22 protein-coding genes and 3 pseudogenes are annotated in these 25,060 nt (G+C 58.6%); 19 read left to right on the top strand and 6 right to left on the bottom strand.

The features are described from left to right. The first annotated feature begins 152 nt into the window (after positions 1 to 152). From SJY32_RS00165 to SJY32_RS00175, 3 genes and pseudogenes are all read left to right on the top strand, one after another. A protein-coding gene (locus SJY32_RS00165; RefSeq protein WP_376870199.1) for an IS3 family transposase occupies positions 153 to 1,306 on the top strand; the annotation gives its coding sequence in 2 pieces (ribosomal slippage) (positions 153 to 420 and positions 420 to 1,306; 1,155 coding nt in all). A gap of 139 nt (positions 1,307 to 1,445) precedes the next feature. Further along, entirely contained in the window at positions 1,446 to 1,916 is a 471-nt protein-coding gene (locus SJY32_RS00170) for a hypothetical protein (protein ID WP_376870201.1), read from the top strand. A 40-nt stretch (positions 1,917 to 1,956) separates the two neighbouring features. Beyond that, a pseudogene (locus tag SJY32_RS00175) lies at positions 1,957 to 2,454 on the top strand (ArdC-like ssDNA-binding domain-containing protein); the annotation flags it as partial. A gap of 61 nt (positions 2,455 to 2,515) precedes the next feature. Here the strand turns inward: SJY32_RS00175 and SJY32_RS00180 are convergent. Both SJY32_RS00180 and SJY32_RS00185 read right to left on the bottom strand, forming a co-directional pair. After that, entirely contained in the window at positions 2,516 to 3,277 is a 762-nt protein-coding gene (locus tag SJY32_RS00180; RefSeq protein WP_376870202.1) for a hypothetical protein, read from the bottom strand. 120 nt (positions 3,278 to 3,397) lie between these two features. Continuing rightward, a protein-coding gene (locus tag SJY32_RS00185; RefSeq protein ID WP_376870199.1) for an IS3 family transposase occupies positions 3,398 to 4,551 on the bottom strand; the annotation gives its coding sequence in 2 pieces (ribosomal slippage) (positions 3,398 to 4,284 and positions 4,284 to 4,551; 1,155 coding nt in all). Between the two features lie 93 nt (positions 4,552 to 4,644). Here SJY32_RS00185 and SJY32_RS00190 point away from each other — a divergent pair. From SJY32_RS00190 to SJY32_RS00210, 5 genes are all read left to right on the top strand, one after another. Beyond that, positions 4,645 to 5,709, top strand: a complete 1,065-nt coding sequence (locus SJY32_RS00190) for a hypothetical protein (protein ID WP_376870203.1) — start codon at positions 4,645 to 4,647, stop codon at positions 5,707 to 5,709. 15 nt (positions 5,710 to 5,724) lie between these two features. Further along, a complete protein-coding gene (locus SJY32_RS00195) occupies positions 5,725 to 5,907 on the top strand; it encodes a hypothetical protein (protein ID WP_376870204.1) in 183 nt (60 codons plus the stop codon). Positions 5,908 to 6,107: 200 nt separating this feature from the next. Next, positions 6,108 to 6,584: a hypothetical protein gene (locus SJY32_RS00200; protein WP_376870205.1), complete on the top strand. Its 477-nt coding sequence runs from the start codon at positions 6,108 to 6,110 to the stop codon at positions 6,582 to 6,584. Between the two features lie 13 nt (positions 6,585 to 6,597). Beyond that, a complete protein-coding gene (locus tag SJY32_RS00205) occupies positions 6,598 to 7,329 on the top strand; it encodes a hypothetical protein (protein ID WP_376870206.1) in 732 nt (243 codons plus the stop codon). A gap of 101 nt (positions 7,330 to 7,430) precedes the next feature. Further along, positions 7,431 to 8,243 carry a metallophosphoesterase gene (locus SJY32_RS00210; protein ID WP_376870207.1) on the top strand — a complete coding sequence of 271 codons (813 nt, stop codon included), beginning with the start codon at positions 7,431 to 7,433 and terminating at the stop codon, positions 8,241 to 8,243. On the opposite strand, the gene SJY32_RS00215 is transcribed toward SJY32_RS00210, so the two are convergent. Together SJY32_RS00215 and SJY32_RS00220 are read right to left on the bottom strand one after the other, a co-directional pair. Further along, on the bottom strand, positions 8,244 to 9,764 hold the full coding sequence (locus SJY32_RS00215; RefSeq protein WP_376870208.1) for a type IV secretory system conjugative DNA transfer family protein: 1,521 nt from the start codon (positions 9,762 to 9,764) through the stop codon (positions 8,244 to 8,246). Continuing rightward, complete coding sequence (locus SJY32_RS00220; RefSeq protein WP_376870209.1) at positions 9,757 to 10,482, bottom strand: hypothetical protein; 726 nt, start codon at positions 10,480 to 10,482, stop codon at positions 9,757 to 9,759. The genes SJY32_RS00215 and SJY32_RS00220 overlap by 8 nt, the downstream gene beginning before the upstream one ends. Before the next feature lie 71 nt (positions 10,483 to 10,553). Here SJY32_RS00220 and SJY32_RS00225 point away from each other — a divergent pair, with 71 nt between their 5' ends. The 11 genes and pseudogenes from SJY32_RS00225 (at position 10,554) to SJY32_RS00275 (ending at position 23,293) form a co-directional block, all read left to right on the top strand. Next, the gene (locus tag SJY32_RS00225) at positions 10,554 to 12,881 is read left to right on the top strand and encodes a CHAT domain-containing protein (protein ID WP_376870210.1); all 2,328 of its coding nucleotides are present in this window, start codon (positions 10,554 to 10,556) and stop codon (positions 12,879 to 12,881) included. A 117-nt stretch (positions 12,882 to 12,998) separates the two neighbouring features. Continuing rightward, entirely contained in the window at positions 12,999 to 13,913 is a 915-nt protein-coding gene (locus tag SJY32_RS00230) for a hypothetical protein (protein ID WP_376870212.1), read from the top strand. 190 nt (positions 13,914 to 14,103) lie between these two features. Continuing rightward, entirely contained in the window at positions 14,104 to 15,897 is a 1,794-nt protein-coding gene (locus SJY32_RS00235; RefSeq protein ID WP_376870214.1) for a hypothetical protein, read from the top strand. 45 nt (positions 15,898 to 15,942) lie between these two features. Next, positions 15,943 to 16,314, top strand: a complete 372-nt coding sequence (locus SJY32_RS00240) for a DUF4870 family protein (RefSeq protein ID WP_376870216.1) — start codon at positions 15,943 to 15,945, stop codon at positions 16,312 to 16,314. Between the two features lie 292 nt (positions 16,315 to 16,606). Continuing rightward, positions 16,607 to 17,053, top strand: coding sequence for a hypothetical protein (locus SJY32_RS00245; protein ID WP_376870218.1), 447 nt, complete (start codon positions 16,607 to 16,609; stop codon positions 17,051 to 17,053). A 350-nt stretch (positions 17,054 to 17,403) separates the two neighbouring features. Then, complete coding sequence (locus tag SJY32_RS00250; protein WP_376870220.1) at positions 17,404 to 18,795, top strand: hypothetical protein; 1,392 nt, start codon at positions 17,404 to 17,406, stop codon at positions 18,793 to 18,795. Beyond that, positions 18,788 to 20,047 carry a hypothetical protein gene (locus SJY32_RS00255; protein ID WP_376870222.1) on the top strand — a complete coding sequence of 420 codons (1,260 nt, stop codon included), beginning with the start codon at positions 18,788 to 18,790 and terminating at the stop codon, positions 20,045 to 20,047. Before SJY32_RS00250 ends, SJY32_RS00255 begins: the two co-directional genes overlap by 8 nt. Then, positions 20,034 to 20,960: an OmpA family protein gene (locus SJY32_RS00260; RefSeq protein WP_376870225.1), complete on the top strand. Its 927-nt coding sequence runs from the start codon at positions 20,034 to 20,036 to the stop codon at positions 20,958 to 20,960. The genes SJY32_RS00255 and SJY32_RS00260 overlap by 14 nt, the downstream gene beginning before the upstream one ends. 22 nt (positions 20,961 to 20,982) lie before the next feature. Further along, positions 20,983 to 21,762 (top strand): hypothetical protein, encoded by a 780-nt coding sequence (locus SJY32_RS00265; protein ID WP_376870227.1) that lies wholly within the window; start codon positions 20,983 to 20,985, stop codon positions 21,760 to 21,762. Between the two features lie 83 nt (positions 21,763 to 21,845). Beyond that, a pseudogene (locus SJY32_RS00270) lies at positions 21,846 to 22,410 on the top strand (transposase); the annotation flags it as partial. 88 nt (positions 22,411 to 22,498) lie between these two features. Beyond that, positions 22,499 to 23,293, top strand: coding sequence for an IS110 family transposase (locus SJY32_RS00275; RefSeq protein WP_376870229.1), 795 nt, complete (start codon positions 22,499 to 22,501; stop codon positions 23,291 to 23,293). 108 nt (positions 23,294 to 23,401) lie between these two features. Here SJY32_RS00275 and SJY32_RS00280 read toward each other — a convergent pair. Together SJY32_RS00280 and SJY32_RS00285 are read right to left on the bottom strand one after the other, a co-directional pair. Further along, positions 23,402 to 23,605, bottom strand: a pseudogene (locus SJY32_RS00280) (IS481 family transposase); the annotation flags it as partial. Positions 23,606 to 24,363: 758 nt separating this feature from the next. Beyond that, positions 24,364 to 25,059, bottom strand: a complete 696-nt coding sequence (locus SJY32_RS00285) for an ATP-binding cassette domain-containing protein (RefSeq protein WP_376870231.1) — start codon at positions 25,057 to 25,059, stop codon at positions 24,364 to 24,366. Position 25,060 lies beyond the last annotated feature (1 nt).

The raw sequence follows: 25,060 nt of genomic DNA on the forward strand, positions 1-25,060 counted from the left end.
TGGAGGATCCTACGTTCTCATGAGCTTTGCATTTTACGCTCCCCGGCATCAGATCCCTAAAGAGTGAAAGTGTGAGCTACCCCCTAAAATTAGGACACTGACGTAAGCTGCGATTTGTTGTCTGTTGATCTTCAACACGAAGGAGATCGACGATGTCGAAACGGAAGCAACATCATCCAGAATTCAAAGCCAAGGTAGCGTTGGAAGCGCTGAAGGGCGAAGAGACGGTCAGCGAGCTGGCCAGTCGGTTCGGCGTGCATCCCACGATGATCCATCAATGGAAACGTGCTCTGCTTGAAGGTGCGTCTGGCGTATTTGAGCGTGGCGGCCGGAAGGCACCGGAAGTCGATGAAGAGCAGGTCAAAGACCTGCACGCCAAGATTGGGGAGTTGGCCGTCGCCAACGATTTTTTGGCAAGAAAGCTCAAACCCTGGACCGACAAATGAGGTGCAAGATGGTTGAGCCCAATCTGCCTGGGCTGTCTGTTGGGAAGCAATGCGCGTTGCTGTCGATCTCTCGATCCTCGTTCTATTATGAGCCGAAAGGCGAAAGTGAAATGAACCTCGACCTGATGCGGCTGATTGATAAGCAGTTCCTGGAAACCCCGTTTTACGGCGTGCGCCAGATGACTTGGCACCTGCGAAATGAGGATCACGTCGTAAACGAGAAACGGATCAGACGCATTATGCGGCTGATGGGCCTCATGCCCATCTATCAGAAGCCGAACACCAGCAAGGCGGCAAAGGGGCACAAGATTTATCCTTACCTGCTGCGTGGGTTGCGGGTAAATCGGCCCAACCAAGTCTGGTGCGCCGACATTACCTATCTGCCAATGCGGCGCGGATTCTTGTATCTTGTGGCAATCATGGACTGGCACACACGCAAGGTGCTGGCTTGGCGCATCTCAAACACGCTGGAGGCAGAGTTTTGCGTCGATGCGTTGAACGAAGCGATCCACAAGTTCGGCCCGCCTGAGATTATGAATACCGACCAAGGCTCACAGTTCACATCGTTTGCATGGACAGACCGACTGAGCCGCTCAAATGTCCGCATTTCAATGGATGGCAAGGGCCGCTTCCTTGACAACATCTTCGTCGAACGACTGTGGCGGTCCCTGAAGTATGAATGCGTCTACCCGCATGCTTGGGAAACCGGATCGGAGGCGAAAGCAGGCATCAGAAAATGGATCGAGTTCTACAATCACAAGCGACCGCATTCCTCGCTTGGCGGCAGGCCACCTGCCGTGGTCTATTGGCAGAGAATTAAAACAACCAACCCCGATCAGCAGGTGCAAAGAGTAGCTTAATTTACGCCAGATCCTGTCCAACAAATGGGGAGTAGCTCAGTGTTCTTCGGGTTTTGTGACTGACGGATGAGGCCTTTGGGGTCCTTCAGACGGGTCCGGACCGGGTTCCGGTCTGCCGTTCCTGATGAAGGGCATTCCGATGCAAACAGGTGTCTTGCGCGTGTTGCGCGCGACCGCTGCCTCGTGGTGGCGACACAAAGAACTACGCCGAACCGGCCAGACGGGGAAGGCACAGCGGCTCGAGCGAGAGACGGTCCTGCGTGATCTCGGGTATCTGAAGCAGGCGGCGTTATTGCCGAACGCGCATGTGATTTGCGGAGAGGGTGGGGCATTCATCCACCTCGGCTTGACCACCGTGTCGACCTTCGCGCCGATCGAGCGCTTTCCATTGGCCGCTCCTGCGGTCGCACGAGGGACCCCGTTCATCGATATCAGACCCGTCACCGATGTCATCGCCTTCGCGAACTTGCCGCGGGTGGCGCGAGACGGATCGGACAACTCTGAACCCTGGGGCCCTGGCAGGTCCGTCTCGCTGACCGACTACTTCGACATGCTCGAAGGGCTCGGCGCGAGGATCGCCAACGATCCACGCGCCCGTCAGTCAGCCTGATCACCACTCCCTCTCATCAACACTCGAAAGGACGCCAGCCATGGCCCGATCCCGCACGACCAAATTCGATGCCTCCGAGGTCATCACAAACGAAATCATCCGCATCATCGAGCGCGGCGTCCTACCGTGGCGCAAGCCCTGGACCGCAGGTGGCAGCTCTCGCCCCCTGCGCGTGGGCGGTGAACCCTACCAAGGAGTGAACAACTTTCTGCTGACGATGCGGACCGTGATGGCGGGCCACAGCTCTCCCTTCTGGATGACGTTGCCGCAAGCCAATGCCTTGGATGCAAAGGTTCGCAAGGGCGAAAAGTCCTCTGTCGTCGTCTATTACGGCCAAAGCTGGAAAGACGCGGGCGCAGATGAGCATGACCGCAGCGACGGGGATGATCACTCCGAGGAAGCCCGTATCTTCCGCTTCCAGAAATCCTACCGCGTGTTCAATGCCTGCCAGATCGAGGGCCTGCCCGACAGTTTCTACCCTGACCCGGAGCCCGCGCCCGAGCATCCGCCGTCCGAGCCCATGCACTCTGCAGCGTTTCTTGCTCGAAGCGGACGGTCAACACATGGAGCAGCATTTTCATAGGTATTTGGTGATCACCTCAAGAGCGATACAGATTTACTTTGATATCGTTCGACCAGTACGGCGTTCCTACCGAAGAGATGATATCGCGTTCATTCAGCCAACTGGCGAGTTCGGTATTTTCATTCGTCCTCTTTAGCGTCGGACTCGTATATCCTGTCTGGATTTTCGAGTAGGGATCCGGCAACTGCCCCAAGACCTCGCGAACCTCGTTCTTATCGAGCTTTTCGTGAAGGAGATTTAGCAGCCGGATCTGTTTGTCTACTGGCTTTGAGTTCACGATAATTGCCTTGACGACATCAGGCGTGAGTAGCGGCAGCGCGACATTTGTCCGCAACAAGATTGGCCCGATAATACCGGCACGCTCGGGAAAGCTGGAGATATCGCTCAAGTCCATCAATTCGATGATCGCTCGCTTCTCGTTGTCCGAGATATCGACGGTTAGCAACCGTCCGCGGAAGTCATCGTCGAACGGAAACGAGCTAGGGTCGCTAAGATAGAAGGCGATGTTCTGGGCAACGAATATCGTTTGCAGATCGACTTCAGCTGCCAGCGCAGCCAGATTCCCAGCGTTGAACGTAATGCGCCTCTCTTCGATGAGCATTCGGCGCTTGCTAGTTCCTATATTTGTCGGGAATTCCGCAAATGGCTTCGGTAGCGCACGGGCATATTGACGATACGTATCATTGGAGAGATGCTCTGCTTCGATCAGGAACTTTCGAAGTGAATAAGCTTCATTCGTTGCCGGAATTGGCGTTTCAAGAAGCGCAGCACGAACCATGTCGTCATTAAGGAAGTCGATGAGAGCGTCGCTCGCAAAAGCTTCAGACTGAATGAAGGCAAGACAATTTGACCAAACTGGTGAGCTACTCCCCATTTGTTGGACAGGATCTGGCGTAAATTAAGCTACTCTTTGCACCTGCTGATCGGGGTTGGTTGTTTTAATTCTCTGCCAATAGACCACGGCAGGTGGCCTGCCGCCAAGCGAGGAATGCGGTCGCTTGTGATTGTAGAACTCGATCCATTTTCTGATGCCTGCTTTCGCCTCCGATCCGGTTTCCCAAGCATGCGGGTAGACGCATTCATACTTCAGGGACCGCCACAGTCGTTCGACGAAGATGTTGTCAAGGAAGCGGCCCTTGCCATCCATTGAAATGCGGACATTTGAGCGGCTCAGTCGGTCTGTCCATGCAAACGATGTGAACTGTGAGCCTTGGTCGGTATTCATAATCTCAGGCGGGCCGAACTTGTGGATCGCTTCGTTCAACGCATCGACGCAAAACTCTGCCTCCAGCGTGTTTGAGATGCGCCAAGCCAGCACCTTGCGTGTGTGCCAGTCCATGATTGCCACAAGATACAAGAATCCGCGCCGCATTGGCAGATAGGTAATGTCGGCGCACCAGACTTGGTTGGGCCGATTTACCCGCAACCCACGCAGCAGGTAAGGATAAATCTTGTGCCCCTTTGCCGCCTTGCTGGTGTTCGGCTTCTGATAGATGGGCATGAGGCCCATCAGCCGCATAATGCGTCTGATCCGTTTCTCGTTTACGACGTGATCCTCATTTCGCAGGTGCCAAGTCATCTGGCGCACGCCGTAAAACGGGGTTTCCAGGAACTGCTTATCAATCAGCCGCATCAGGTCGAGGTTCATTTCACTTTCGCCTTTCGGCTCATAATAGAACGAGGATCGAGAGATCGACAGCAACGCGCATTGCTTCCCAACAGACAGCCCAGGCAGATTGGGCTCAACCATCTTGCACCTCATTTGTCGGTCCAGGGTTTGAGCTTTCTTGCCAAAAAATCGTTGGCGACGGCCAACTCCCCAATCTTGGCGTGCAGGTCTTTGACCTGCTCTTCATCGACTTCCGGTGCCTTCCGGCCGCCACGCTCAAATACGCCAGACGCACCTTCAAGCAGAGCACGTTTCCATTGATGGATCATCGTGGGATGCACGCCGAACCGACTGGCCAGCTCGCTGACCGTCTCTTCGCCCTTCAGCGCTTCCAACGCTACCTTGGCTTTGAATTCTGGATGATGTTGCTTCCGTTTCGACATCGTCGATCTCCTTCGTGTTGAAGATCAACAGACAACAAATCGCAGCTTACGTCAGTGTCCTAATTTTAGGGGGTAGCTCAGATCGCATCGCCCTTGTCCGCGCAAAGCTATGAGCCCACCGATACGGAGGGGGTTTGGTTCAGCGGCTATGAGAAAGGTTACAACAGCATCGAGTTGAACCTGACGCAGATTGAAAAGCTCGGAAAACTCGAGATTCAGTTTAACCGGTGGGCGCCGTTTGAGGGCTATGCGCGGTGCCAATATGTGTTCGCGGTGGAGCCGGGACTGCCGGCGAAAGCCTTGGTCAATGGAGCTTATGGGCAGGCTGCGCAATGCCCTGCGGGGTTTTCCGTTACCCTTGAGCGCAGCGCTGCCAATGGCTTGCTGCTAGGGTTTGAGCGGGCGGATTTCCTGACGAAGGCGGAGATGAACGCATCGCTGCGGCCGTTCCGTGCGGCCGATGCGCGGGTTCCGGTGGCGGGGCTTGATATTCTGGGCCTCGCGCCGGGCATGGCGCGGGCGGATGTTGAGGCGGTGCTGGAGGCGGCGGGATACGAGCTTGACCGCGATGAAATCGGCGGCACTATGGGGCGCGGCTGGGAGGCGCAGGCGCTCAACGCGGTGAAACGCGATGCGCCGGAGGGGGCATCCGACATAATCGGCGTGCAATTTACGCCGGTTTTTGAAGGCGAGTCTCCAACGGAGCGCCTTGAACTCGTGGGGCGCAATTGGGAGATTTCGGCATCGGAGCAGCTCTCGGAAATCACCTTGAAGCAGGCTTTGACGCAGAAATATGGCGCTGCATTGAACGGCGGGAGTGACTGGGCCTATGATCGCGCGGGGGCCGTTCTTGCGACCTCTGACGCCGAGAGGGAAGCTTGTAAGCCAAATGGACTGCAGCGGTTCGTGGCGGGGGATTCGTTTCCTGGCTGGTCGCTGAGACGTTCTGAACTCAGCCCATCCTGCGGCCCCAGGCTGACAAGCTATATGCGCAGTGATAGCAGTTCGGGGCGCGCCGAGCGATTGATCCTCGTGCTCTATGATCCCGATATCGCTTGGGACCGCTTCTGGACGATCTGGTCGCGTGATGAGCTGCGTGGCATCGAAACCCTCTATGACGGCGTCTCCAATGCGACCGCCGCCGCTCCGAAGCTCTGAGAAAGGATTATGGCCATGTTGATCACCCGTCGGCGCTTCGCGCTTTCCTCTCTCGCAGCACTCGCCTTGCCGAAGCTGGCCTTGGCCGACGGCGGGACAGTCACGCCCGAACAGATCTTGAGCAATCTCGAACGCAGCATCTGGCTTTCGACACGGCGGGGCGCGTCCAAGGCGGCCTATGTGATCGCGGCCCCTTAGTGCCCGTTTTGCCATCAGCTCTACGACACGATCACCGCGCAAAAACGGGATGTCGATTTCCGCTTCGTCTTGATGGATCAGCGCCACGCCGCCGGGGCGATGGCAAAGGCGTTCTTTAGTGAGGCTGAGATCAGGTCGGTCCGGTCTTCAAGGATCCGCGGGGGCGCAACCCGGCGCTTTCGCCGCGCGCGGGGGAATTGATGGATGCCGTCAATCAGGTGACCGGAAATACAATGGCGCAAGGCATTGGCGCGATGAGTTCGGGGGCAGGCGGATCGGGCTCGGTAGGGGGCTTTGCCTATCCGCTGGTTGTGCAGCGCGAGGCGGATGGCGCGATCACTGGCACGCTCGGCGCTTGGATGATGCTGGAGGCACTCACGGCGCGCACCGCGCCCGAAGTCGCGACGCCGCCCGCGCCTGCCCGCTATGGTGACTACCTGCGGGCGGCCCCTGACGTGCGTCGCAAACCGCGCAACTATTTTGCCAAGAAAGCGCAGGCGCCAATGTTTGCGGCCCCGCTCACCGATGCGCCGCAGGTCCAGAGACTCGACAAAGGCGAGGGGTTTGCGATCGAGGGGGTCTCGCCCTCTGGCGGCGAGGATTGGATCGCAGTGCGCGCATTCACCACAGGGGAAGCGCTGAAATGGGGCCGCCTCGCAGATTTTTATACGCATTGAGAAGGGTGATATTATGAAACGCTGGATTTCGACATCCTATGCCTGGTTCTGGTTTGGGCCTGAGGTTGCGCACCACAACGACAAAAATCGCAAATTTTCGGAGGGGGTCAATGACGCGCATTTCTACCTTCCGGACCGTGAGCGGATGGTTCAAGCGGTGAATGATTTCGTGTCGCAGGCCAATGAGTTGCAGATGGAGGTGAAGGGGGTGATCCCTTTGCAAGGTGCTACGGCGGAGACCTATGCGCATAGCGCGCATCAGACGAATTCTTCGACTTTCACCAACCAGAGTTATGGCTGGGGGTGGGGCTGGGGGCTCGGGTATGGCTATGGCGCGTCTTATACCGGCGGGTTTTTGGTGATCTTGCAATCGGAAGAGATGATCGACTCGGCGGAGTATCAGGCCCGCATTGCGCGTAATATGGCGGAGCGGAATCGTCGCGATGAGATCGTGTCGTTGGAAGCCGAGCTTGACCTGGCGCAGGGCCGTGTGCCTGGCTTGGCTCAAGCGGTGGACGAAGCGCGCGAGGCGGCGGCGCGCTGTGCCGAGATCAAGACACACAAGCCGATGCTCGGTGCGGTGCAATATCGTTGCGGCAAAGACAAATTCGCGACGATGACGGAAGCGGAAGCGCATCGGGACGCTGCCCGGCAGGCTTTGGAACTGGCCGAGCAACGGGTGGCTGCGATGGAGTTGGAGGTGACGACGCTGAAAAAACGGATGCGAAGGCTGAAGGCGGAGTGAGGGGCGCGCGTCTTTTCTTGGCGAGGGCTTTCAAATCGGTTTTGATCGGGCGTAAGGCAAGATGCGCCCTGAGGCGGCGAGGTTTGTGATGGGGGAGAGCGATGCCGCGCGTGCTGGTTTTGGCGGATTTGCATTGGGCCCATTGGCGGGCGGCGGGGCGGGATCCGTTTGCGGGATTGGGGCCTCAGTTCTGGCAAACGCTCGATCTGGTGATCCTCGCGGGCGATCTGGCCAATAAGGCGCATATCCGCTGGCCACAGGCGCTGGCGGATATGGGGCGGTTTATTGATCCGGCGCGGATCCATGTGGTGCCGGGGAACCATGATTATTACGATGGCAAGCTGGACCGCGAGGATAAGCTCGCCATGGCGGCGCATTCCGTGGGGGCGCAGGTCGCGCAATGCGCGCGGATCGATCTCGCGGGGCGGCGGTTTTTAGGCTGCACATTATGGACCGATATGGCGCTCGGCGGGGATCTGCGGGGCAATTGCGCGCGGGCCGAGCGGGTGATGAATGATTATCGCAAGATCCGGATGAATTCGGATGGGTTCCGGCGCGCTTGGCCTGCGGATACGATTGCGCTGCACAAGGCGCATCTGAGTTGGCTTGAGGCGGAGCTCGCGCGGCCCTTCGCGGGCGAGACGGTGGTGATCACCCATCATGCGCCGATTGCGCCTGAGCCTGCGGGCGATATGGATGCGGCATATGGGTCGGATCTGCGTGAGGTGATCGAGCGCCACGCGCCCGCCATGTGGCTGTTCGGGCATACGCACCGCGCGCAACAGGCGCAGGTGGGGGGCTGTGCGCTGCGCAATGTCTCGCTCGGCTATCCTGATGAATGGCCGTCGACCTCTCCCCAACTCTCCCAAGAGAGCCCCGGCGCGCAGATCGCGCGGGGAGTTCTTGAATGGTGATCAGAGCGGACTGTCGTCCGGATCGCGCGGGGGGGATATGGGAAACAGAGCGTCGAGGCCTTCGTGCACCTGACGACACTCTTCGCCCAAGGCCTCTCGCGCGGCCTTCGTGGTGTCCTCAAGTGACACAGTATCATTGGGCGCCGGGGCACGTTTGCGGGATCGCTTTGACACGGGTTTGCGGCGCGGTGCTTTGGCGGCGGGGCGCTCGATTGGGCCAATAGCCGCGGAGTGATACGGATTGGGCGCGGCGCGGGCCATGAGATCGGCATCATAGCGATAGTCGCGGGTCTGCGCGCGCATCAAATGCCCCTCGATCTGGCTTAAACGCACCCCCGCAAACGCACCGAGCGCGCCCTCCGCCTGGCCCAAAAACCGTTCCAGATCGCGCAGGGCGGCGGGGCCGGTTTGGCCAAAGGCAGTGATCAGCCGCGCGTTGTTGCGCAGGCTTTGCCAGTCGTCGGGATAGGCGCGGATCAGTTGCGCGGGGTCTTGCCAATAGCTCGCCACCTGCACCCCATACCCGCGCATCAAGGTCATCAGCGTCACGAAGACCTCGAGCCGGCCCAGTTGCGCGGCCTCGTCAATCACGAAGAGCGTCGGCTGCTGGGGCGCGCGCCTGCGCCGCGCCATCGCCTGCATCACCGCGCCAAACCAGAGCCGCACAAGACGGGAATGGCTGCGCAGCATATGCGGCGGCAACACGAAATACAGCGTCATCGGACGGCCCTCGATCAGATCCGCGAGCCGGAAACTGCTGGGGCCGAGTGCTGCGCGCACTGGCGCGCTTTGCAAGGTTTCCATCGCATCTTCGACGAAATGCAGCACTCCGCCGATGGTTTCAGGCGCCCCAAGATCGAGCAGCTTGGCAATCCGCGCGACCTCCGGCACGCCGGAGTGCCGCAGCCAGTCGTTCTGGCCCGGACGCATCGCATCGCAGAGCTGCAGAACCGCGTCGAAACGCGCGCTCCGGGGCGCTTTTGTGCCAGCGTTGCGGGTGGATCGGGGCGCGTTGGCCGTGGCTTGCAGCATCGCCGCCACGATCAATTGCCGCGATTGGTTGACCCAGAAAGCGTTGCGTGGATCGTTGTCAGTCTCGATCAAGCACCCCGCCAGCGCCCGCGCCTCGTCATAGGCATCCGCCCGCGCCAGATCGATCAAATCGAGCGGGTTGAACCGCGCCTGCGGCAGGCCCGTGACGCCAAACGGATCGATGATATGGACCTCATGGCCAAGGCCACGACGCCAGTTTGCGGTGACATGCGCCGCCTCGCCCTTGGGGTCGAAGACGACCGCAGGCCCTTCATGGCTGAGCAGTAAGGGGATGATCGAGGTGGTCCCTTTCCCAGCGCCGGTGGGCGCGAAGGTCAGCGCGTGATCCTCGGGGCCAAGGATGACCTCGGCCTCCGCTTTGAGCGCTTTGCCCAGCTCCGCGCTCGATCGAAAGCCGAAGGCGGCGCGTCTGTCCAAGGCCGCGGCCCAGCCAAGATGCAATCCTGATTTTGCGCGGGCTTCAGTCATCGTTCAGATCCTTTCGACGGTAAATCCAGTTCTTCGGCCCTGCGACATATCTGGGCGGGGGCAGGCGTCCGATTTCGATCTCTTCGAGCATTTCAAACCGTCCGTTTTCGTGCAGCGTGAGATGGGCGCGTGCGAGACGTTGGCCATAGGCGATGACCACCTCGGCTACGCGGGGGGCTTCGATTTCGGCTTCGATCCATCTCGGCGGCGCGAAGACCTCCCGCAGCGCTGCCTTTTGGCGCGGGTTTATGCGCGATAGGGCGGTGAGCGTGTCGAAACAGGTGCACAGGGTAAACAATGCGCGGTTTTCGCGGATGGTTGCGCAAAAGATCTGCGCGTAATTGAGCCAGTTTTGAGGATCTACTGAGCCCGTCAACTGTGGCGTGGCATGGTCAGAAAGCCTGTTGATATCTCCGTCTAGACTGCGCAGGCCGCTGGTAAGCCAATGCATTGGGGTGCCCGGTTTATTGGGCGCGGTCAGCGCGACACTAGCCTGTGCAGGGCCGATCTCGGTCTGCACCATCGCCTCGATCCAAGTCATCCGCGGCAGCACTGGCAAGCGGGTGGCGCGAAGGCGGGAAATCTCGTTTGAGAGAAAGCCCTCAAACGCATAGGCTTTCGAGATCTGCGAGCACAGATGTAAAAACAATGGGCCATGTTCGATTTCTCGGGCATGTTGGGGCAATATCGCGGGGCGAATCCAATTGGGGCGGCGCATTTTGATCTCCTTTGCGCCGAGGATCTCCGAAGATTTTAAACGGTGGCTTTGGCTGGCTTGTGGAGTGTTGCGTGTTTCAATCTGATGCGGTTTTGTATGATCCTGAAGCCTATCTTGCGCTGCTGACCTCGATTTCGGCGCGGCGCAATGCGGGCGGGCTGGGGGCGGCGGATCTCGACGCGATTGAAGCAGAGGTGTGCGCGTTTACTGGCGGTGCGATTGGGGATCCGGCGCGGGCGGAGCGCGAGCTGCGCGAATTGCGGCGCTATTTGTTCAGCGTGGCGATTGATGTGGGGCAGGTCGCCCGCGCGGCGCGGTTTGTCGAGATGGCGCGCCCGCCAGAGTTGCGCGATCCGCCGCGTGACGATCTGCCGGAGGCATCGGGCGATGAGCGTGTGCGCTGGCTGATGGCGCAGGCTTGGTTGCACGAGGCGCAGGGCCAGTTTGATGCTACGCGGGATGGGTTCGCGGTCGCGGGGGAAGAATATGCGCGGCTGCCAGTGCCCGAGACCGGGCGGTTTGCGACCCTGACCAATGCGGTGCAATCGGCCTATGAGCTGGGCGACTATCGGCGCGGGGCGCGTCTGTTGCGGCGGGCAGAGGAGCTGGGCGGGGCGGCGGCATCGACCGAGGTGCAGTTCAATCTCGCCCTTGCGCGTCTTTTCCCGGCGGTCGCTGAGGGGGATATTGCGGGGTTCGGGGCCGCCTTGGCAGCCGCGCAGGCAGCCTGTCTTGCGCATATGCCATCGCAGATCGACGAGATCAATCGCTTTGCCGCCTTGCAATATTTGAAGATGGGCGCGCCTGCTCTGGCGGCGGCAGTGCTCGGAGATACTCCGGGGGCAAACGCCCCAGTTGTCGCGCAATGCGCCGATGGGCAGGTGCGCTTGCAGGTGCAGATGGCGATGGGTGCCCCCGATCCGGCGCTGGTCGCGCGGATGCTGATGCTGCAAGGCACGCCGGAGAGCGCGCCGCTGGATTGGTCGCTGAGCGGGGTGCTGGCGCAGGCGCTGTTCGCGCAGCATCAGACCGAGGCTGCGGTGGTGATGAGCACGATGTTCGTGCGCGGGATCGAGACTGTGGCGGCGACCCTGCCGCAGCGGCGCAGTGAGGCGCCAGAGCTGCGTGCGCGGATCCTCGCGGTTTTCGAGCCGATGGTGGCGGCGCTCTGTGCCGCCAATTATCCGCATGCGGCAGCAGAATTAGAGGCCCTACACCAAGCGCTTTTGCAGGGGTATGCGCTGCGCGAAGGGGCGTATCGTGATTGGGCGCCGGGCCTGCAGATCGCGCAGGCCGTGACAGAGGCGACGGATCTTCAGGCGAGAGAACGCCAGGGCGCGATCGAGCGCGGCGCGTTTGCGGGCCATATCATGGGGTTTGGCCAAGCTTTGCAGGTTGCCCAAGAAGCGGCTGCGTTCGGCGTGCGCGCGCAAACCGATGCCATGGGAACGACGATATTGCGGATCGGGTTTCTGCCGGTGAAGGGCAGGCTGTGGCGGCATGTGTCCAGCACGCGGGGAGAGCGGCGCGAGGCGCTTGCGATGCCGGTTGAGGAGATTTCGGCACAGATGCGGGCGCTGCGGCGCGCCTTTGCCCGCGAAGAGGAAGGGCATGCCCCGCTTGCGGCCTTGGCCGCTGGGTTGTTTGCGGGGCTTGAGGACGAGCTTGCGCGGGCGACGCGAGTGCATATCGTGCCGCTTGGACCGGTCGTGACTTTACCCTTTGGCGCTTTGCTGGGGGCGGGACAGGTTTTGGAAACGGGTGCAGTGGTGACGATTGGCACCGGGGTTGCTCAGCCCGCGCGGCCAAGCGCCCCGCCGCGTGCCGATCAGGTCGCGATCGAGATTGCCTATGCGCAGGGCGGGCCGCAGGATCCCTTGAACGCCCCGCAGGCAGAGGCCCGCCAGATCGCGGCGCTGCACGGTGCCCCCTCCGCGACACTGTCGGAATTCAATCGCGCGAGCCTGATGCGTGCGGTCTCATCGCAGCCTAAAATCCTGCATATCGCCGCGCATTTCCGAATGCGGGAGGGCGATCTGGGTCGCTCATCGGTGATTGGCGCGGGCGGGGAGGAGATCCCGATTTCGGCGGTGTTCAACGCCTTCGTCGATCTGAGCGCGACGCAGCTGGTGTTCCTCGCGGGTTGCGACAGCGCGGGGCATGGCGGCGCGCAGAGCCTTGCGGGGCAGCTCAATGCTCTGGGCGCGCGCCATGTGATTGCAGCGCTTTGGCCGGTAGATGATGCGGCGGCGAGTGCCCTTGCGATTGCGACCCATGAGGGGTTGGCGCAGGGCCTGTCTTCCGAGCGGGCGCTTGCTCGGGCGGGCCAGATCCTGCGCGAGAGCAAGGATTTTTCGTCCCCGCGCCATTGGGCGGCGTTTCAATGTTACAGCGCCTGAGGGCGCAGCGAAATCGTGGCGCAGGAGAAGCTTGCGCAAGCCGGCGCAAATCGTGGCGCCTTTCAGCATGCCAGACTGGTCTCGACAAACTGGCGCTTACACCCCAGCGGAGGCACTATGAGCGATAATCCTACTCCTTCAACCTCGCCCAAACCGACAGACATCGGACCGGAGGCAGACTTCGCCTGGCAGGTTGAGATTCTGTTCGAGGTGCTCGGGCCGACCCATTCGCCGCGCGAATTGTCCTTTTCGGGGCTTGCGGCGATTTTGGGTGTCAACCCGTCGGGCATCACCCAGCGTTGCAACGGAAAAACCGTGCTCAAGCCGAGCGAGGCGAGCCGGATTATCGCGGGGTATGGGCTGAACGCGCATCTGCTCGATGCCTCGCTTTTCGATCTCACAGATCCGGTGGCATTCCGCGCAGAGCTGAAAAATCAAGGGGTTGGCGTCTATGGCAGTGGCCCGCGTTTGCGTTTGGCACGAGAGCTGGACGCGCGGCTGGTGCGCAAAGGGCTGACGGTGGAGATGCGCGCGCTCAGAGCCCCCCAGCGCGGGGTGACCTATGGCTCGGATCCGACGCCGCCGATCCTGACGTTTCATGTCGGGGAACATGTTGAAATCAAAGCCCAAGGGGCGGCGGGGCGGCATGTTGCGCTGCTGCAATCGCGGCGGGTTTTGCCTCATGCGATTGATGTGCTCTCGCCCACGGCGGTTTTCCCCGAGACGCTGCTGATGGGCGAGCGCGGGGAGCGAGGGCGGATGATCCTGCCGCAGGATAAAACCGAAGATCTGGAGATCCGCCGCCCCACGGACCAGCATCGGATCATCGCGGTGGAGGGGCCGGAAGAGCTTGTCCAGCTGTTTGGGGAAGGGGATGCGGAGGCGCTTGTCAAAGACGATGACACCCCGCTCGGGCATCGGCCTGTGGCGGTCACGGATATTTCAGCGGCGCGCATCTTGAGCTGGCTGCAGCACAACCCTGACGCTGAGGTGCGAACGGCGGACCTTGAGTTTTTGGTTGTGAACCGCTAGCCCGCTCGGTTCGAGGCCCCCTCGATTCGCCTTTGACGACAGCCCGACCCGCGCCCGATTGGCGCGGGTTTTTTCTGGTCTGAGCACCAAATAATGCGCCCCGCGCAAGACTGCACAAGGCTGCGCAACCCTGCAGTGGGGCGATTCAGCGTTTTGTGAGGCAACGGGGTTTGGGCGAGAGGGCTTTGAGATGAAACGGAAATTGTTGATGGCGGTTTCGCTGATCGCGGTTCTGGCGGGATGCAAAAGCGACGAGGAGACCGCGCGCGAGAGCCTCGGCGCGGCGATCGAGCTGGTGACAGGGTCGCGCTCTGCGCGAAGCCAGACCGCCGCCTATCAGGATTTGATCAAGGCTCAGGAGATGCTGCAGGCGATCAGCCGCGATCAAGCTGGCACGGAGACGGCGCTGCGGATTGCGGCGGGTGAGCGGATTGGCGAGGTCTCGTTGGCGGAGCTGGGTGCTTTGATCGAGACGGCGCAGATCGGGATGGAAGTTGAGCAATGTGAGAGCACTCCGACGGCGGCCTGCCTGTTTGCGACGCTGCAGCAAGACGAGATTGCGCGCGGCGGGGAGGCTGCGCGGGCACGATTTTCTGAAGTGCCGCAGGCGTTTCGGGATTTTCTGACTCTGATTGATGGCGGGGAACAGGCGACCGCCGCGCTCAATGGGCACCCGCGCGACCTGTCGGACCCCGACCTGTTCGAGCTGCTGATGCGCTTGATGAACCAAGGGCATGAGGCGACCGCTAAGGCATGGTTGGCGGCGACGGCGCCGAAGGCGGGGGCTGAGATCGTCGATTGGCCGAGCTTCCTTCATCTTGCCGCAGAGAATCATTCGGGGCGCAATCTGATTCAGACCCCGGTCACCTGGGCGATGGCGGCACGGCTGGCCAAAGCAGATGGCGCGGCAGCGGAGTATCTGGTCACGCAGATCGGCGGGCTGGAGGCGATCAAAATCGCGATGGGAAAAGATCCGCTGAAAACCCTTGCGCGGTGGCGTGAGGCGGGATGGGCCAGGAAGGGCTCGGATGCAGAAGGGCTCGCGGCGGTGGTGCTCTGGGAGGCGGGCGAGAAGGAGGCCGCGCGCGCGATTTTTGCCCATCCGGACATGTCATCGAATGATTTTGTGATCGACAGCCTGCCGAAATTGACCAGCGTTGACGGACGCAAGGATCTGCTCATCGCGGCGCTGGGGCAGGCCAAAGCGCCCGGTGATATCAGCCGGATTGCGATGGCGGTGATCGGTCTGGGCGATGCCGAGGCGGCAAAGCCTGCGATCACGGTTTTGTCCGAAGACTCCCGCCTGCGGGAGGGGCTGGCACGGTTTGCACAGAGCGCTGGTGTCGATCTGGGGCGCGCAAATTCCACGGCGCTCAAAGACGCGTTGCTCGCAATGCCCGAGGCGCAGTTTGACGCGGCCGCCCGAGATGCCCTGAATGACGGTTGGCATGTCGGGCGTCTCTTGGAGGGCGAGAACGAGGCATTCCAGACCTATCTGGGCGGGCTTTCCTCGGAGAGGGGGCTGCGCCTGATGCACGCGGCGATGTGGGAGATGCTGCTGGCGAAACAAGCCGATGCGGCCACCACGCTGTTCAATGCGGTGGTCGATCAGGATATTGATCGGAGCACGGTGGACAAGAATGGTCAGCTCGTCGAGATCGCTTTGCTCGCTGGAAAGTTTGATCTCGCCGCGCGTGGCCTCAACGGATTTCGCGGTTTCAACATGAATTTCCCGCGCGCAATGCGGCTTCGGTTGAGCATGGCGGGGGCGCCGCAGGATGAGGAGGATCTGTTCCGCGTCCTCGATATGCTCGACGAAAACAGTCTGGCGGGGGCCGTAGCGGACCTCGCCGCCACCGATCGCCACACTGGCGCAGGCTTCCCCCAGATCGCGGCGCGCTATGCGCTTGCGTTGGAGCGCGATCTCCGAATTCGCGCCTTGCAGGGCCTGTTGCAGACCTGGCCCGGAAAATCGGCCTCGTAGCATTCCTTCTTCTAAACGCCACTTCCCTTTTGAAAGGACTTCCAAATGACGAATATGACTTTTGCTGGCCCCAGCGACTTCACCCCCGCCAAAATTGTCTACGGGCTCTTTGTCTTGGGTGCCGTGCTGCCCGTGCTCGCGCCCGTAGCGGGCGTGATCTACGCCTATATTACCCGCGGCAAGGCCGCGGATCTGGACACCCATTTGGATTTCCAGATCCGCACCTTCTGGATTGGTTTCCTGTTGGCCGGACTTGCCCTGATTGCTTCGATCACCATGGTCGGCATCGTGATCGCCGTGCCGCTTTGGGTGTTTACCGCGGTCTGGCTGCTGGTGCGGTTGATCTCGGGCATCGTGCTCGTGATGCGCGACACGCCGATCTCCAGCACCGGCGCAATGGGGTTTGTTGCGCGCTAATCACTTCCCCCGCCAGCCTGCCTGGCGGGGGGATTTGAGTCAGTGCTCGTGATGGCGGGCAGTGAAACGACAGCGTCGTAAAAAATGCGGTTGATGTGGAGCAAAATATACCGGAGGATACTCGCGGTATTGTGAATAATGGTGATGATAAATGATTTTCTTTGGCAAAAGTCCGCTCTTGTCTGTCCTCGCCGTTGCTATGGCCTTATCGGGGTGCGTCGAGGATGTTGGGCAAACACCGTCGGGTCTCAATGGCAGGTCTGGCGCGAAGGCATCGTCCCAAAGCACCGCTATGCAGAAAGCGATCGGTGGATGTATCGTATCGGTAGCTGGCGGCATGCTGATCGGCAAGCTCATCGACAACAAACGCGGAGCGGTTGCGGGGGGCCTGATTGGGGGGGCTGGGTGTTTGGCGCTTATCGAGGTTGCCAACAAGAAAGACCGCGCGCGCATTGCCGAGGAAGAAGCCCAAGCCGTTCGCGCCAATGCAACCCGAACACGGACGATCAAAACTCAATCGGGCAAAACGGCAAAAGTCAAAACGGTCGTGCGCGCAGCTCCTAAACCGAAAGCAACGCCCGCTACCCCGTCGTTTGAGCCTGCGGCCCGCGCAACGGCTGCAAATGTGACGGCGTGTCGTACGGTTCAACAAACGATTTCCGTTGGCGGCAACTCTTCGCAAGCGCCCGCACAGGTTTGGTGCCGCGTGGAGGGAGGGGATTGGCAGCCATGGAGCTGAAATCGCATTAGAGGGCGGCAGTAACTCGACGCGATATCGGGATCGGGCCGTTTTTCAAAAGCGATGCTTTGAAGCGCAGCTGTGTGCAGAACTGAGCACGTGTCTCAAACAGTCAGGCTAAGGATTGGCGATTGTGTCCGATGTCTATGCCCCCATTGTAAGCGCTGAGAATTTTGTGGTCTCGACTCGATTGTGAAGGTCCAGGATCGATTATTATGTTGAGGTGAGTAAACGAATGTTCCGAAAACTTCGAATGACCCTTTTGGTTTTGATCAGCACAGCTTTGACTTTCATAGTGTCAGGCTGTGGCTTGGTTGGGAAGCAAACGCACGCGCTTTCTGAGTGTCGTGTTGTCAATCAAATTGCCCCTGAAAATGGCGCCCCCTCTAAAACACCTGAGCAAATTTGGTGCCGCACCGCTGGTGGTGATTGGCAGCCCAAAAAATAGAGAAGAAAGGGTCACACCAATGACAATAGCGACATATTGTTCACTCGATTTTTCGCGCAATGGCGCAATTTCGAAGGAATTGAATGACTCGGCTGCGACCGAGGCGAGTAGTGAAACGATCGTCCTTTCTGATCATTTGGGCGCCCGTCCGGCGAATTTGACGCCGGAAATGGCGAACTGGTTTGATTCCTACGTTCGGCAAGAAAGAACCGGTGCGCTGGACGAGGTTGAGCGTCAGTTGGCGCAGGTTGACAGCAAGGCGCATGGCGGCGGCGTTTTTCTGGAGCGCGAACTCTGGAAGGCGCGGCAGGCCGAGCTGAGCGAAAAACGGGATGCGGAGCGCGCTGAACGCGAGGCGCGTCAGAGGGATTATGAGGCTCTTGAGGCGCAGCGTGCTGAAGTTGAAAAGCTGAGTATCCGTTATGAACAAAAGAGGAACCGCTACAACCGTGAGCCTGTGATACCAAACAAGATCTTATATTTCCTTGCACTCATAGTGCTTGGCATCACCGATATGGCATTGAATTGGGAGCACGTTTACGATGCAAAGATCGGAAGCCCGATTAAATCGTTCGGAATATCCTTCGGAATAGCGGTTGGGATCGCTGTATCAGGGCATTTAATCGGCACTACATTGAGACAAGCCAAAGCGCGTTTCAATAGAGCAAATGATGACCTCGATATCTGGGCCGGTTGGCAGATGTTTAGCTTGGCGGGGGTGCTTGTATCAACCGCACTTGCTGCTGTCTTTTGGATCCGCGCGGAGTATTTTTCGATTGCACGTGAAGAGATCATACTGCTGGGGGGCGAATTGCCAAGCTTCTACGGAACGATTGTTGGCTCGATGTTGACCAACGCCATCGTTTGGGTTGTAGGCGCTGCGCTGGCCTTTCTTATGCATGACGCTGATCCGGGCTTTCCCGAGGCCAAGATCAAACTTACCGCCGCCGAAGAAAAACTCGGATCCCTCCATCGCATGCTGAACAAGCATCTGAACCGTCGTTTCGAGCAGGCGGCTGCCAAGCTCAAAGAAGCGGTCACCGCCGCTCAGGGCCGGGAAGCCTCGCTTGCGCAGGTTGCGGCTCAGAATGAGGCGCGCCGGATGATCGAGCGGATCAAGGCGCAAGATGCACACGTTCTTGCCGCACTGGCGAGATACCGCAGCACGCTTGTTGGGAAGACATCGCCTGAAAGTCATGTATTCATTCAGCCGTCTCTGCTTGCGAGTGAGCCAAGAAAACAACTTACGCCTGCAGAGTATAACGCAATTGGTTTGGAGCTGCCCTATGCGTAAAACATCACTTTTTTTGGTAGGGCTGGTTGCGGGTTTTTTGGCGAGTGCCCCCGCCTTTGCCGACGTGACACGCAACATGACGGCCTGTCTGCAAGATGGGCCTTACAAACCTAAGCGTCAAACCGTCGTGCTGGTCGATGGGGCGATCATTGAGGATTCCGACACGAAAGGTGCCCTACCATTTTGGCGCACTGAGTTAGCCCGTTTCGTGAATGCCCAAGCAAGCGAAGCCGCAGTGCTGATGGCCCCCCACGAGCAGGTGTCGCTCGGGATGTTGAAACCCGATGGTAGCGGCGTGAATATCTTTTTTGAAGGTTGCCTGCCCTTGCTGGCCCCAAAAGAGATCGAAGAGCTGCGTAACACTGAAACCAAGCTGGATTGGTTTCTTGGCAATGGCTGGGAGGATCGGAACTCTGAAATCGCGGAAGATTTTGCGAAATCGACCGCAATCAGCGCAGTCGTTGCCGCACGCGCGCTCGCAGCTGTTGCGCCCATGGAGAGCATTCGCTTTGCGGAGAGTCCTCTTTTGGCTTCATTGCGGAATTTCGCTGGCGTCGATCTGAACGCCGGAATTCCGCGGTTGGTGTTAATTACGGACATCTCTAAATACGGCATGCCGGATGGCACAACCGAGGCACTCGTCACGGCAGGCCATATCGACGGGGCCAAGACCGGTTTGCATTTGGGCTATTCCGAACTGCACCTCCTATCTAAAGGATCACCCACTAGCAAAGGCGCCTTTGATTACGCCAGCGCCCTTTTCCTTGCAAGTGAAGCGCGGCTCAAGACCTTGGCAACGGCGGGAGGGGCGCTGACCAATGTTGGCGCGCCCGTGGACGTTCGAGTGTTTCAAGGTTCTATTGTTATGCAATCAAACCCTGAAATAGTCCTACCGATCCGAATGCGCGTAGCGTGGGACCTGAACAATACACTCGTCAATTCTTGGATGGAAGAAACGCAGGGGAAAATTCGGTATACTCCGTTCAGCGGCAGTTTGTCCTGCACTGCTGATAAACAATGCGAGTTTATCGGCGATGGCCTCTTCGCTCAGGTTTGGGCTAAAAAAAATGGTGATGAACCTGAATGCCTGAACTTGAATGAACGGTTGCCTTTTGGTGGATTTCGAAACCTGACTTTCAAGATTGACGAAGACACGATGAAGGGTTCTGTCGCAGATCAGACCTGTTTCTTCGATGGGATGGATAAGGGGCTTCCATTCGAGATGCGGGAGGTCGTCGATGGGCGTATGTAAAACGGTTTACATTATACCTTTAATTCTCTCAGGTACGTTTCTTTTTTCACCCAACATGGCGGTGGCGGATGACTGTGTAAGGCCTCCAGGTTTTCCCGAAACGCTGCCTTGCCCATCCCAGCCTTACGAGATGGTTCTGCAGGAGCACGAGGACAGAATTAACCGCTTAAAACGCCTTTCTGCAGATTACGCGCAGTTCGAATTTTCGACGACGATGCTCAAGCCAGACGAGCATGGCCTCGCGGGTTTTCCTGTAGAAATCCCTGTATTGCGGGTCGTCGCAAATGCCGATGTATTTTTTGACACAGATAAAGATGAGATCAGGCCAGAAGCTATTCCAATTATCTACATTATTGCCGAGAGCTTGAAGCGTGAACCTCCAGATGTATCTCTTTTTGTGGCGGGGCATACCGATAGCAACGCGAGTGAAGAGTATAACCTTGATCTCGGAACCCGTCGTGCTCAGGCGGTCGCTGCTGCACTTGTGCGCAGAGGAGTATATCAGGCGTCAGTCTATAGCGTATCCTTCGGCGAATATGCTGCCATATCTAACAATGAAACTGCAGAGGGGCGCGCACGAAACCGCCGCGTGGAATTCCTATTCTCGGCGAAAAGTGAGGCTATTGTTGAGGTTCTCGAGCGTCAGCAAATTCAACTCTGTTCAGATACGAACGATGAATCTCCGGGAAATTGTAGGAAAAAAATTGCCTTCGCTCCAAGCCGTATCGAATTGGCTCATGGACAGAGCGAAGCCGTTTTGCAAGCCGAAAACCTGCGTCAGTCGATCCTTATCGAGCAGAGCAGTGACCCGGTTAATATTAGAAAGGAGCAGAAAAAACTCGAGATTGAAGCAGATAGACGCAAAATTGTCATTTTAGATACGAAGATTAGAATTCATCTTGGGAGCGAATAACGCTTTGAAGAATGCTATAATATTGAGCGTGCTTACTGGCTTCGCTAGGATTGATGCTGCGTGCTCACAGAACGTGGAAAATCAATATGCCGAGCATTATGATATCTGGATTTCTCGTTGTGAAGAAGTGTTTCCGGATGTTTTATCTGATCCGGGAACGGAAGGCGGAGTTTATGTCGAAAGTTTTATGGGTGAAAATCTAGCTTGTCTTTTCGGAACGCTCTCAGCTCAAGGTCTTGATATTTCACCTTTGAAAGCGCGATTGGCAAATGTGGATGTCGTAGTCACGATGTCCACTGGTGGGCCCGTCAGGCGATGGCTGACGCTTGGAAAAATAATGGCGACAGCAAAACCTATCTTGATCGTTGATCGCATATGTGCATCAAGTTGCGCGAACTATATTTCCCCAATTGCTCGAGAAATTCTTTCTGTTGATGGAAGCCTCTTGGTCTGGCATGGAGGGCCGAGTGAAATTCTCGCAGATTCTAGTGAAGAAACCGATATCAAGCTGTTGGCTGAAATAGAAAATTTCGTCAAAGAAACGGGTATTTCCGAGAAAATTTTTTCATTTTCGATTGAGGTTGCGCAAGAAAATACACTAGATGAGATTCAAAAGATCTCCAATTATAGTATATCGAAAATTGATGGGTATGCGATTTCTCCTAAAAAATTGGCGCGCTGCTTTGGGTATGTGAATGTAAATCGGCTTTGGCACCCGGGTGGAAACGCCGAAGTATACTTTGCGGGAGTGTCAATGAACAAGGGGCTGACATTTCTGGAGAGCCCTCGCGAAAATTGTTAGTGACATTTCTCGACCGCCTAGGCTCCAGACCGATTGATTTCTGGCCGTTGGCGTGATTCAGGCTCCGCAAGGAGACCTGATCTATGAGCAACCTTTGCTGGCTGAGCGACGTCCAGATGGAGCGTCTGAAGCCGTTCTTTCCGAAGAGTATCCGAAGGTCAGAAAACAGTCCGGGGGACTGTTTTCCTGAGGATGGGCAAGCCCAGCGTCGATGATCTCCGTGTTCTCAGCGGTATAATTTTCATCAATTGCAATGGTTTGCGCTGGTGTGACGCGCCGAAGGAACATGGCCCGTCCAAGACCCTCTACAACCGCTGGAAGCGCTGGAGTGACAACGGGGTCTTCGCCCGGATCATGGTCGGCCTGGCCGCCGAGAGCGCCGAGCACAAGACAATCATGATCGACGCGACGTATCTGAAGGCGCATCCGTTGCCCGGCAGCACATGCAGGGCATGTGCGAGAGGGGCACGGCATCGAGCCTTGGGGTGAAAAAGGGGGGCGCGGGCGCCAGATCGGGCGCACCAAAGGTGGCATGAACCGTTGCCCGGCAGGGCATTGCGCAGCAATGTCCCGAGAGGGACCAAGCTGCACGCCGATGCCGATGCGCAAGGGCGGCCGATCGGGTTCTTCATGTCGGCTGGGAAGGTCAGATGGAGTGGTTGCCGCCCTCCCTAGACGGCATCGCAATGTGCCAAGGTCGTGGTGTTCAACGCCACGCGCAAAGGAGGGCGGCGAGATGAAGAATATGATGATCGGGGTCGATCTGGCAAAGGCAGTTTTTCAAGTTCATGGTGCCCTTCGAACGGGGGAGGTCCAGTTCCGCAAGAAGCTGACGCGGAAGCAATTCCCCGCGTTCATGGCGCAGCAAGCGCCCAGCATGGTGATTTTCGAGGCGTGCGGCAGCACACATTTTTGGGCCCGTGAGATGGAGGCTCTTGGGCACGAGGTAAAGCTGATCGCACCGCAGTATGTGCGCCCTTTTGTGAAGCGGCAGAAAAATGATGCGGTCGATGCTGAGGCGCTTGTCATTGCGGCACGCCAGCCTGAGATGCGTTTTGTGGAGCCCAAAACAGTCGAGCAGCAGTCTTGCGCGGCAGTCTTCCGCGGCCGGGAACGTCTGGTGCATCAGCGGGCCGCTGATGTGAACGCCTTACGGGCTCTGCTGTATGAGCACGGCTACGTGTTTCCGGTCGGCATGTCCCACCTCAATCGCATGGCGGCGCTAGTGCAGGATGAGACCGTCGACTTGCACGCGCTGATCCGGGAAGAGTGCCTGGACCTGCTCGGGCAGATCGCAGAGAAAACCGCGCGTATCATTGAGCGCACCACGAAGCGCAAGACGCTGGCCACCCGGTCAGACAGAGCACGCCGGCTACAGACGATGCCGGGAGTTGGACCACTGACGGCCGTTGCAGTCGAGGCGTTTGGTCCCGACATGGTGGAATTCAAAACCGGGCGCAACTTTGCGGCTTGGTTGGGCCTTGTTCCTCGGCAACATTCCTCCGGAGCAAGGAGCGCCTTGGTCGCATGACGAAGGCTGGTCAAGCCGATGTCCGACGCCTGTTGATCATCGGTGCAATGTCGCGACTGAACTGGCTCGGACAGCGCACAATTACGGAGGGCAGCTACCAGCCAACGGATGCGGGATGGATGGCTGCAGGGCATAGAGGCAGTCGTCCAGCGGCAGCAGCGTGTGCCGCCGAAAAGCGACAACGGTCGCCTCCTCCGCCTCAGTCAGGATCGTCGAGCGGGGCTCTCTCGGTCCCGTCTTGAGATCCGCAACCGTCTGGCGCTTGCGCCACTTCGAGACTGTCTTGGGGTTGATCCCCAGCACTCTGCTCAACGTCGCGAGCGAAGCTTGCGATCATTCGGGACATCCCTCGAACCAATGGCGGGCTGGCCCTCATTATTGCAGCTCTGACAGCGTGCGCCCCTCTCGGTGAATGCGCGCATTCACCTGCCGGTCAACGGGATCGTGGCGCTTTCAGGACGAACCTGGCCCATAATGCTTCCTTCCATTCCTGAGAAAGGATCGCACCATCAAACCGTGGGATCAAACACCTATTCGGAGCCATGGAAGCAGTCGCCACTGAGCCATCAGGCCGCAGTTTACAAGCGGGTGTCGGAAGGGGTTTAGCGTATCGACGCTAAATAAATGCATGAAACGGCGCTGAGTTTGGGTGGCGAAGTTGTCAGTATTAGGTCATGCACCGAAGCCGAGGTAGGTTTCGGCGGTTGCATGCTCCCGCAACCAACAAACACCAATCAATATCAGACCACTCACAACCCGCCACGGCGGGTTTTTGGCGTTTGACCCCGCAGAAAAGCCGCAAGCCAACCTCGCAAACCGACACAACCCAGCGTCACCCGACCCTAGCGCCACTCACAAATACACCGAGAATACGAACTCGCGTGACGGTTGTTGCTACACTCCAACAGGATGTCGCGTTTTGTCAGGTCTGTTGGATCGACCACGCCACTCCGATACACGATCAAGCAAGCGGGGAAGACGTCGAAAATTGCTGCTCTCCGACTTGAGCGCGGTCATGATCTTCGCAAAAGATGCTTTGGCCGGACTTCCCTCGCACCGATGTCTGGAGCCTAGTGCCTATCATCCACGCGTACGATACGCCCGTCTTCGAGGGTCAGAATGCAGTCGGCGCGATCGAGGATCCGGTTGTCATGAGTGACGAGCAGGGTCGTCGTGCCGCGTTCAGCCCCCATGCGCTTTAGCAGGTCGACGACCTCGGCAGCGCTGTCCTTATCCAAGGCGGCGGTCGGCTCATCGGCGAGTACCAAAGCCGGATTTCCGACCAATGCGCGCGCCACGGCGACACGCTGTTTTTGACCGCCCGAGAGATTGGCAGGAAGATAGCTCACGCGGTCAGACAGGCCGACAAGATCCAACGCATGTCGGGCAGCCGTCTGCGCCTTTGCGTCTGACACGCCGCGGTGAACTTGCAACCCCATCATGACATTTTGCGTCGCGGTCAGGCTTTCGTGAAGGTTATGCGCCTGAAAGATAAACCCAAGCCGCCGCCGCAAGGCGACAAGCTCGGCTTCGGTCGCCCCGTTCAGCTGTCGATCCAGCAAGGTGACCGAACCCTCCTGCACGGCCCGAAGGCAGCCGACCAGCGTCAGGACAGTGGTTTTGCCAGACCCCGAAGGCCCCATCAACACTGTGAAGCTGCCGCGTTTCAACGTCAGATTGATATCAAACAGTGCCTGTTTGCGCACCTCACCCGCCCCGAACCAGTGGTTCAAGCCGTTGGTCTCAAGGATGTTATCGTGGTCCATC

It is taken from the genome of Albirhodobacter sp. R86504 (assembly GCF_042466415.1).
Classification (GTDB): Bacteria; Pseudomonadota; Alphaproteobacteria; order Rhodobacterales; family Rhodobacteraceae; genus Albirhodobacter.